We start from the raw sequence: 9,295 nt of genomic DNA, 5'->3' as shown, positions 1-9,295 counted from the left end.
AGTCCGCACAGGGTTTGCGCGGGGCGGCTCGCTGCATTTTTTTGAATGGTTGCGACAAGCCGGGTGAACTTCGCCCGCCTGACCCGCTCTTAAAGTCGCACTTCACACCCGCAGCTCTGCCTGCGCAAGTGCTTCAAACTGTTTCAAGGCCTTCCATGCGCGCTCCGCCTTCACGCTACGACGCCGTTGCCATCAGCTTCCACTGGCTGCTGGGGCTGGCCATCGTCGCCACGTTCTGCTTCGGGCTGTACATGAGCGGCCTGCCGTTCTCGCCGCAGCGCCTGAAGCTCTTCAACTGGCACAAGTGGGCGGGCGTGACGATCCTCGCGCTGTCGGCGCTGCGCCTGTTGTGGCGCCTGACGCACCGCCCGCCGGCCGACCTGCCGGCGCCCGCCTGGCAGCAGCGAGCATCGCACTGGACGCACACGCTGCTGTACGTGCTGTTCTTCGCGGTGCCGCTGGCCGGCTGGGCGTACAGCTCGGCGGCCGGCTTCCCGATCGTCGCGTTCGGGCTGCTGCCGCTGCCGGATTTCGTGCCGGTCGACAAGGCGCTGGCCGAGACCGCGAAGCAGGCCCATGCGCTGCTCGCCTACGGCCTGGCCGCGCTGGTGCTGCTGCACGTCGCCGCCGCGCTGAAGCACCAGATCATCGACCGCGACGGCCTGCTCGCCCGCATGCTGCCCGGCGGTTCGCGCTGACCCTCACCTTTCACCGGGAGACCCACGAATGAAAACCTACCTCACCGTCGCGAGCTTCGCCCTCGCTGCCGCGTTCGCCTTCCCTGCCTGCGCCCAGGCGCAGCAGAAGGTGGTGCCGGCACAAAGCGAGATCGCCTTCACCAGCAAGCAGATGGGCGTGCCGGTCGACGGCAAGTTCCGCAAGTTCGACGCGCAGGTCGCGTTCGACCCGAAGAAGCCCGAGGCCGCGAAGATCGGCTTCACGATCGACCTGGCCAGCGTCTCGCTCGGCACCGCCGAGACCGAGGCCGAAGTCGCCAAGCCGGACTGGTTCAACACCAAGTCGTTCCCGCAGGCCACCTTCCAGTCGACCACCGTCAAGGCCACCGGTCCGGGCAAGTTCGACGTGGCCGGCAAGCTGGCGATCAAGGGCGCGAGCCACGACGTGGTGGTGCCGGTCGTGCTGGCGCAGGCCGGCGGCAACACCACGGCGACCGGCAGCTTCGTGATCAAGCGCCTCGATTTCAAGATCGGTGACGGCGACTGGAAGGACACCTCGATGGTGGCCAACGACGTCACCGTCAAGTTCAAGCTCGCGCTGACCGGCGTGGGCGCCCTCTGATTTCTCTGCAGTACCTCTTCCACCTCACCAGGACCATTCCCATGCTGACCAAGACCCTGCTCGCCGCCGCCGCCCTCGCCGCTGCCGGCCTCGCCCACGCCGAAGCCGCGACCTACGCGGTCGACCCGACCCACACCTTCGTGACCTTCGAGGCGAAGCACTTCAACACCAGCACGCTGCGCGGCCGCTTCGACAAGAAGGAAGGCACCGTCTCGTTCGACAAGGCCGGCAAGAGCGGCCGTGCCGAGGTGACCTTCGACATGACCTCGGTCAGCACCGGCGTGCCGGCGCTGGACACGCACCTGAAGGGCAAGGACTTCTTCAACGCCGCCGAGGCGCCGACCGCCAAGTTCGTCGGCGACAAGTTCGCGTTCGACGGCGCCGGCAAGGTGACCTCGGTCGCCGGCACGCTGACGATGAACGGCAAGACCCAGCCGGTCACGCTGACGGCCGCGAACTTCAACTGCTACGACAACCCGATGCTCAAGCGCGAAGTGTGCGGCGGCGACTTCGAGACGACGATCCAGCGCAGCCAGTGGGGCGTCAGCTACGGCCTGCAGTACGGCCTGCCGGACAACATCCGCCTGCTGATCCAGATCGAAGCCGTCAAGCAGTAATCACCTCGTTCCGGCCTCGAGCCGGAACACCGATACCGCGCCGGCCAGCCGCTGGGCCTGCGCGTTCAGGCTGCCCGCCGCGGCGGCCGACTCCTCGACCAGCGCGGCGTTCTGCTGCGTCACGCCGTCGAGCTGCTGCACCGCGTCGTTGACCTGGCCGACGCCCTGCGTCTGCTGGCGCGATGCGCCGCTGATCTCGCTGATCAGCGCCGACACCTGGGCGAACCGGCCGACGACGCGTTGCATCGTCGCGCCGGCCTCATCGGCCAGGCGATGCCCTTCCTCGATGCGCTGCGTGCTCTCGGCGACCAGGCCGCGGATCTGCCGCGCCGCCTCGGCGCAGCGTTGCGACAGCGATCGCACCTCGCCGGCCACCACCGAGAAGCCGCGGCCGTGCTCGCCCGATCGGGCCGCCTCGACCGCCGCATTCAGCGCGAGGATGTTGGTCTGCAGCGCGATGCCGTCGATCACGCCGACGATGGTGCCGATGCGCTCGGCCGCCTGCCCGATCTCGTTCATCGTCGCGACCACCTGCGTGACGACCGTGCCGCCGTGATCGGCCACCTGCGAGGCCTCGGCGGCCGCGCTGTCGGCGAGCCGCGCACTTTCGGCATTGCCGCGCACGCTGGTGTCGATCTGGTGCAGCGCCGCGGCCGTCTGCTGCAGGTTGGCCGCCTGCTGTTCGGTGCGGTCCGACAGGTCCATGTTGCCCTGCGCGATCTGCGCGCTCGCGGTGGCGATGCCGTCGGCACCTTCGCGCACCTCGCCGACCACGCGGCGCAGCCCGGCCTGCATGTCGACCAGCGCCTGCAGCACCTCGGCCGCCTCGTCGCGCCCGCTCACCCGGATCTCGCCGCACAGGTCGCCGGTGGCGATGCGCGCAGCGATGCCGCTCGCCTGCTGCAGCGGCCTGGCCACGTCGCGCTGCAGGCGCCACCACACCAGCGCAAACAGCCCGGCGCTGGCCAGCAGCGCACCCGCCAGCACCGACAGGGCGGTGCGGTCGTTCACCGCGACGATGCCGTCGAAGCCGCTGATCTTCTCGTCCGCAAACGCGTTCGAGCGCTCGACGGTGCGGTCGACGCCGCGCCGGTGCGCCTCGTAGTGGGCCTGCACCGCCGGCAGCGCGGCGCGTGCCGCGTCGATGCGTCCGTCGCGCAGCGGCTGCAGCACCTGTGCGCGGGCCGCCTGGAAGAAGCGCTGCGCCGCCTCGTGCTGTTCGCCGAGCAGCTCGTGCTCCAGCCCGTAGGGCGGGTGGGTGCGCCAGTACTCGACGCGGGCGCCGTAGGCGTCGAACAGCACATCGAAACCGCGGGCCGCGTCGGCCGGCGCCAGCGTCCCTTCGAGCGCCTGCGACAGCACCAGCCGCGCCTCGATCAGGTACATCGGCGGCGGCAGCACGTCGGCGGTCACGTCCTTCGCGACGAACACCTGGCGCGCCTGTGCCTGCATGCGCTCGCTGCTCCAGCGGGCACTCGCATGCAGCACCAGCATCGCCACGACGAACATGGCGAGGAACAGCAGCAACACGGACTTGATCGACTTCATCGCAGCACCTCGGCAACACCTGGAACGGCGCCCGAAGCGGGGGCCGTGTCAGGCATTTCGACGTGCTGCCGGTCGCCTTGACCGGGTCATTTGTCCAGGATTTCAGTGGCCGCCGGCCAGCAGCGCCGCGTTGCCGCCGGCCGCCGCGGTGTTGATCGTCAGCGTCTGCTCGGCGCAGAAGCGGTAGAGGTAGTGCGGGCCGCCCGCCTTCGGGCCGGTGCCGCTGAGCCCCTCGCCGCCGAACGGCTGCACGCCGACCACCGCGCCGATCATGTTGCGGTTGACGTAGACGTTGCCGATGCGCGCCGCCTGCGCCAGCCGCAGCGCGCGGCTGTCGATGCGCGTCTGGATGCCCAGCGTCAGCCCGTAGCCGAGCGCGTTGACCTGCGCGATCACGTCGGCCGCGTCGCCGCGCCAGCGCACCACGTGCAGCACCGGGCCGAAGACCTCCTGCCGCACGTCGGCGATGCGCGGCAGCTCGAACGCGACCGGCGCAACCAGGCGCGGGAAGGTCGAGGTCACCGGCGCTTCGCCGATCAGCGTCGCGCTGCCGCGCAGCCGCTCGACGTGGCCGCGGATGCCGGCGAAGGCCCCGTCGTCGATGACCGGGCCGACGTCGGTCGCGAGCAGCGCCGGGTCGTCGACGCGCAGCTCGGCCAGCGCGCCGCGCACCATCTCGATCACGCCGTCGGCCACGCCCTCGTGCACGCACAGCAGCCGCAGCGCCGAGCAGCGCTGGCCGGCCGAGCGGAACGCGCTCTGCACGACGGCGTCGACCACCTGCTCCGGCAGCGCGGTGCTGTCGACCAGCATCGCGTTGATGCCGCCGGTCTCGGCGATCAGCGGCACGATGGCGCCGTCCTTCGCGGCGAGCGTGCGGTTGATGATCTTCGCGACCGCGGTCGAGCCGGTGAAGCACACGCCGGCGGTGCGCGCGTCGGCGACCAGCGCCGCACCGACCGTCTCGCCGGGGCCGTGCAGCATCGCGAGCGCGTCGCGCGGCACGCCGGCGTCGTGCAGCAGCGCGACCAGGCGCTGCGCGACAGCCGGCGTCTGCTCGGCCGGCTTGGCGGCCACCGCGTTGCCGGCCACCAGCGCCGCCACCACCTGGCCGGCGAAGATCGCGAGCGGGAAGTTCCACGGGCTGATGCAGACGAACACGCCGCGGCCGTGCAGCTGCAGCAGGTTGCTCTCGCCGGTCGGGCCCGGCAGGGTCTGCGCGGCCAGCCGCGCCTCGGCCTGGTCGGCGTAGTAGCGGCAGAAGTCGACCGCCTCGCGCACCTCGGCCACGCAGTCGCCCAGGGTCTTGTGCGCCTCCTTCACGAGCAGGCCGCAGAACTCGGGCAGGCGGGCTTCGAGCGCATCGGCGGCGCGGCGCAGCACGGCGGCGCGGTCGGCCAGCGGGGTCGCGTTCCAGGCCTCGAAGCCGGACTGCAAGCGTGCCATCGCGTCGCTCACGTCGGCCACGGTGGATTCGCGCACCGGCTCGACGACGGTCGCGGCCAGTGCCGCGTCCAGCGGCGCCCGCTCCTCGAGGCAGGCCAGGTCGGCCCCGCGCGAGTTGACACGCGCGCCGTCGCCATACAGCGCCCGCGGCAGCGGCTGGCCGATCGCGGCGGCCGGCACCAGCGGCGACGCGAGCAGCTGCTCGACCGGTACCTCGTCGTCCGACAGCTGGTGCACGAACGACGAATTGGCGCCGTTCTCCAGCAGCCGGCGCACCAGGTAGGCCAGCAGGTCGCGGTGCTCGCCGACCGGCGCGTACACGCGCACCGGGATGCCGGCATCGCGCATGACTTCTCGATAGACGCCCTCGCCCATCCCGTGCAGCCGCTGCATCTCGAACGGTGCGCCGGCCGCCCGCGCCATCTGCAGGATCGCCGCGATGGTGCCGGCGTTGTGGGTCGCGAACTGCGGGTAGATCACGTCCGCATGCCCGATCAGCGCGCGGGCGCAGGCCAGGTACGAGATGTCGGTGTGGTGCTTGTGCGTGAACACCGGGTAGCCGGCCAGGCCCAGCTCCTGCGCGCGCTTGATCTCGCCGTCCCAGTAGGCGCCCTTGACCAGCCGCACCATGAACTTCAGGCCGTGCCGGCGGGCGATGCGCGCGACCTCGTCGACCACCTGCAGCGCCCGCGTCTGGTAGGCCTGCACCGCGAGGCCGAAGCCGCGCCACTGCGGGAACTGCTGCGCGATGCGCTCGGCCAGTGCGTCCAGCACGTCGAGCGAGAGCTCCAGGCGGTCGCTCTCCTCGGCATCGATCGTCAGGTTGATGTTGGCGCGCGCGGCCTGCTCGATCAGCTGCCACACGCGGGGCAGCAGCTCGGCGCCGACGCGCTCGCGCTGCGCGTCTTCATAGCGCGAGAAGAGCGCGCTGAGCTTGATCGAGATGCCGTCGGCCGATTCGGGCCCGGCGGCGACGCGGCCACCGCCGATCGCCTCGATCGCCTTCGCGTACGACGCCAGGTAGCGCCGCGCATCGGCCTCGGTGCGCGCGCCCTCGCCGAGCATGTCGTAGCTGAAGCGCAGGCCGGCGTGCTGCTTGCGGGCCGCTGCCGCCTCGCCCATCGCCTCGGCGATGTCGCGGCCGAGCACGAACTGCCGGCCGAGCAGCTGGATCGCGCGCACCGTCGCGGCCACCACCGTCTGCGCGCCGAGGCGCTTGAACAGCCCGGCCTCCGCATCGGCTTGCGGCAGGAATTTCTTCGACAGCGAGATCGCGCTGGCCGACAGGCTCGCCAGCATCTGGTGCGGCCCGCCCGACGACGCATCGAATTCCGCCTTGCCGAGCTGGTCGGCCGTCAGCGCGATCGCGGTCTCGGCATCGGGCACGCGCAGCAGCGCCTCGGCCAGCCGCATCAGCGCCAGCCCCTCGGCGCTGGAGATCGGGTATTCCCGCAGCAGCGACTCCATCGCCCAGAACGGTGCCGGCTTGTCGCGCACCGCCTGCACCCAGGGCCGCGCCGCCTGTTGCACCGCCGCCCAATCCAGCGCCTGCGCGAGGGGTGGCGTCAGGCTTGCTAACAACTCCAGTTCAGCGCGGTACGGGTAGGGCAGGCGGGCGCGAGCCGGCGGCAAAAAAATCATCTTGGGTCACCATTGGTGTTAGTTCTACTAGCGTATCTGCTGATTACATGAATTAATCACCGACAAAAAGCCGGACCTCGAATTCATTCACCATGAAAAGCAATCACAGCCTGCCTGCCACGCTGGACAAGATCGATGCCCGCATCCTGGGCGCGCTGCAGCAGGACGGGCGCATCTCGAACCTGAAGCTCGCCGAGACGGTGCACCTGTCGCCGACCGCCGTGCTGGAGCGGGTGAAGCGGCTGACGCGCGACGGCTTCATCCTCGGCTACGAGGCGCGATTGAACCCCGACAAGCTCGGCGCAGGAATGATGGTCTTCATCGAGGTCGTGCTCGACCGCACGACGCCGGACGTGATGAAGGCCTTCAAGGCGGCGGTGCAGGTGCGGCCGGAGATTCTCGAATGCCACCTGGTGGCGGGCGGCTTCGACTACCTGATCAAGACGCGCGTGGCCGACATGGGCTCGTACCGCGAGCTGATCGGCTCGGTGATCTGGAGCCTGCCGGGGGTGCGGGAGACGCACACGTATGCGGTGATGGAGGAGGTCAAGAACACGACGGCTCTTCCGATCTGAGCTCTGAGTTCGGAAGGCGGGTGCGGGGAGGCTGTGGCGCGCCGTCGGGTGCGGTCTTCGCCCCTCTCGGGGCGAAGACTSCCCTSCRCTGACTGRTTTCAWGGCCCGTCGCCCAAACTCCCGCCACTCACTKCGTTCGTTGTGGTCAAACAGTGGGCGACAGTCAGTTCACGAAGCGTGCTGGCGCACGCGGGCCATGAAAYCMGCCAGYTCCGGCGCCCCSTCCTKATTGGCGCWCCACAGMCTCCCCGCACCCGCCTTCTGCCACCGCCCTGCCTTTTGGGAGGTGACAAGCGAACAAAWGGGGATTGAGCCCGGGTTGTCACCCGGGACTGGAGCGCCCACCGAAAATCGCGCTGCCGACGCGCACCATCGTCGCACCCTCGGCGATCGCCGCATCCATGTCGGCCGACATACCCATGGACAAGGTATCCAGCGCGAGTCCTTCGGTGTTCAATTGCTCCAGCAATTCCCGCAGCGCCCGGTGCGGTGCGCGCTGGGCCTCGAAGTCGCCGACCGGCTCGGGAATCGCCATCAACCCACGCAGCCTGACTTGCGGCAGCGCCACGACCTGCCGCGCCACCTCGGCCACCTCGCCCGGCACCAGCCCGCTCTTGCTCGCCTCGCCGCTGATATTCACCTGCAGGCACAGCTGCAGCGGTGCCAGATGGGCAGGCCGCTGCTCCGACAGCCGCTGCGCGACCTTCAGCCGGTCGACGGTGTGCACCCAGTCGAACTGCTCGGCGACGACGCGCGTCTTGTTGCTCTGCAGCGGGCCGATCAGGTGCCACTCGACCTGGCTGCGCAACTCGGCCAGCGCGGCGATCTTGTCGACGCCCTCCTGCACGTAGTTCTCGCCGAAGCGGCGCTCGCCGGCGGCAAAGGCCTCGCGCACGGCCTGCGGCCCGAAGGTTTTGGTAACACACAGCAGCGTGACGCTTCGCACGGGGCGTTGTGAGACCACACACGCCTGCGTGATGCGTTGGTGCACTTGTTGTATGTTCGAAGCAATCGTCGCCATAATTCCCCGAGCCTATCTCAAGCCACCAGGGACACCCGGGAAAGGCGGCGCAGCGAGCCGCGCCGACGAGGTGGCCGCTCACAACCTCTTACAAGCACCCCATGGACATCACCCAACTGCTCGCGTTCTCGGTCAAGAACAAGGCCTCCGACCTTCACTTGTCGGCAGGGCTGCCGCCGATGATCCGCGTGCACGGCGATGTGCGTCGCATCAATGTCGACCCGCTCGAGCACAAGCAGGTGCACGAGATGGTCTACGACATCATGAACGACTCGCAGCGCAAGAACTACGAAGAAACGCTTGAGTGCGACTTCTCGTTCGAGATCCAGGGCCTGGCCCGCTTCCGGGTCAACGCCTTCAACCAGAACCGCGGCGCCGGCGCCGTGTTCCGGACCATTCCGTCGAAGATCCTGACGCTCGAGCAGCTCAACACGCCCAAGGTGTTCGCCGAGCTCGCGCTGAAGCCGCGCGGCCTGGTGCTCGTCACCGGCCCGACCGGCTCGGGCAAGTCGACCACGCTGGCCGCGATGGTCAACCACCTGAACGAAAACGAGTACGGCCACGTGCTGACGGTCGAAGACCCCATCGAGTTCGTGCACGAGTCCAAGAAGTGCCTGGTCAACCAGCGCGAGGTCGGCCCGCACACGCTGAGCTTCGCGAACGCGCTGCGCTCGGCGCTGCGCGAAGACCCGGACTGCATCCTGGTGGGCGAAATGCGCGACCTGGAAACCATCCGCCTCGCGCTGACCGCCGCCGAGACGGGCCACCTGGTGTTCGGCACGCTGCACACCAGTTCCGCTGCCAAGACCATCGACCGCGTGGTCGACGTGTTCCCGGCCGCCGAGAAGGAAATGGTGCGCTCGATGCTGTCGGAATCGCTGATCGGCGTGATCTCGCAGACGCTGTGCAAGCTGAAGGACGGCAGCGGCCGCGCCGCGGCGCACGAGATCATGCTGGGCACCGCGGCCATCCGCAACCTGATCCGCGAGAACAAGATCGCGCAGATGTATTCGTCGATCCAGACCGGCAACACCGTGGGCATGCAGACGCTCGACCAGAACCTGTCGGACCTGGTTCGCCGCAACATCATCTCGCCGGCCGAAGCGCGCGCGAAGGCGAAGTTCCCCGAAAACTTCCCCGGCTGATCC

The 9,295-nt window shown here is 69.3% G+C and carries 8 protein-coding genes; 5 read left to right on the top strand and 3 right to left on the bottom strand.

Annotated elements, in window-relative coordinates:
* Positions 1–155: 155 nt before the first annotated feature.
* The 3 genes from AC1D15_RS02145 to AC1D15_RS02135 are packed head-to-tail and all read left to right on the top strand — an operon-like array spanning position 156 to position 1,916.
* The gene (locus AC1D15_RS02145; protein ID WP_465110384.1) at positions 156–698 is read left to right on the top strand and encodes a cytochrome b; all 543 of its coding nucleotides are present in this window, start codon (positions 156–158) and stop codon (positions 696–698) included.
* A gap of 28 nt (positions 699–726) precedes the next feature.
* Positions 727–1,299, top strand: coding sequence for a YceI family protein (locus AC1D15_RS02140; RefSeq protein WP_465110383.1), 573 nt, complete (start codon positions 727–729; stop codon positions 1,297–1,299).
* Between the two features lie 41 nt (positions 1,300–1,340).
* Positions 1,341–1,916: a YceI family protein gene (locus AC1D15_RS02135; RefSeq protein WP_047510848.1), complete on the top strand. Its 576-nt coding sequence runs from the start codon at positions 1,341–1,343 to the stop codon at positions 1,914–1,916.
* On the opposite strand, the gene AC1D15_RS02130 is transcribed toward AC1D15_RS02135, so the two are convergent.
* Both AC1D15_RS02130 and AC1D15_RS02125 read right to left on the bottom strand, forming a co-directional pair.
* The gene (locus AC1D15_RS02130) at positions 1,917–3,464 is read right to left on the bottom strand and encodes a methyl-accepting chemotaxis protein (RefSeq protein WP_477824744.1); all 1,548 of its coding nucleotides are present in this window, start codon (positions 3,462–3,464) and stop codon (positions 1,917–1,919) included.
* Between the two features lie 102 nt (positions 3,465–3,566).
* A complete protein-coding gene (locus AC1D15_RS02125; protein WP_477824743.1) occupies positions 3,567–6,551 on the bottom strand; it encodes an L-glutamate gamma-semialdehyde dehydrogenase in 2,985 nt (994 codons plus the stop codon).
* 92 nt (positions 6,552–6,643) lie between these two features.
* Here AC1D15_RS02125 and AC1D15_RS02120 point away from each other — a divergent pair, with 92 nt between their 5' ends.
* Positions 6,644–7,126 (top strand): Lrp/AsnC ligand binding domain-containing protein, encoded by a 483-nt coding sequence (locus AC1D15_RS02120; RefSeq protein WP_047510853.1) that lies wholly within the window; start codon positions 6,644–6,646, stop codon positions 7,124–7,126.
* A gap of 322 nt (positions 7,127–7,448) precedes the next feature.
* On the opposite strand, the gene AC1D15_RS02115 is transcribed toward AC1D15_RS02120, so the two are convergent.
* Positions 7,449–8,147 carry a YggS family pyridoxal phosphate-dependent enzyme gene (locus AC1D15_RS02115; RefSeq protein ID WP_477824742.1) on the bottom strand — a complete coding sequence of 233 codons (699 nt, stop codon included), beginning with the start codon at positions 8,145–8,147 and terminating at the stop codon, positions 7,449–7,451.
* Positions 8,148–8,248: 101 nt separating this feature from the next.
* Between AC1D15_RS02115 and AC1D15_RS02110 the strand changes: the two genes are divergently transcribed.
* The gene (locus AC1D15_RS02110) at positions 8,249–9,292 is read left to right on the top strand and encodes a type IV pilus twitching motility protein PilT (RefSeq protein WP_047508146.1); all 1,044 of its coding nucleotides are present in this window, start codon (positions 8,249–8,251) and stop codon (positions 9,290–9,292) included.
* Positions 9,293–9,295 lie beyond the last annotated feature (3 nt).

The organism is Rhizobacter sp. P2_H2, from assembly GCF_056403375.1.
Note: the sequence above shows the minus strand (reverse complement) of the source record. Positions and strands in the feature narration are given on the sequence as shown.

What these genes read in the sequence shown, in the direction of transcription:
- AC1D15_RS02115 (WP_477824742.1), bottom strand. Translation starts at nt 8,147, where the DNA reads ATGGCGACGATTGCTTCGAACATACAACAAGTGCACCAACGCATCACG.
- AC1D15_RS02145 (WP_465110384.1), top strand. Translation starts at nt 156, where the DNA reads ATGCGCGCTCCGCCTTCACGCTACGACGCCGTTGCCATCAGCTTCCAC.
- AC1D15_RS02120 (WP_047510853.1), top strand. Translation starts at nt 6,644, where the DNA reads ATGAAAAGCAATCACAGCCTGCCTGCCACGCTGGACAAGATCGATGCC.
- AC1D15_RS02125 (WP_477824743.1), bottom strand. Translation starts at nt 6,551, where the DNA reads ATGATTTTTTTGCCGCCGGCTCGCGCCCGCCTGCCCTACCCGTACCGC.
- AC1D15_RS02130 (WP_477824744.1), bottom strand. Translation starts at nt 3,464, where the DNA reads ATGAAGTCGATCAAGTCCGTGTTGCTGCTGTTCCTCGCCATGTTCGTC.
- AC1D15_RS02135 (WP_047510848.1), top strand. Translation starts at nt 1,341, where the DNA reads ATGCTGACCAAGACCCTGCTCGCCGCCGCCGCCCTCGCCGCTGCCGGC.
- AC1D15_RS02110 (WP_047508146.1), top strand. Translation starts at nt 8,249, where the DNA reads ATGGACATCACCCAACTGCTCGCGTTCTCGGTCAAGAACAAGGCCTCC.
- AC1D15_RS02140 (WP_465110383.1), top strand. Translation starts at nt 727, where the DNA reads ATGAAAACCTACCTCACCGTCGCGAGCTTCGCCCTCGCTGCCGCGTTC.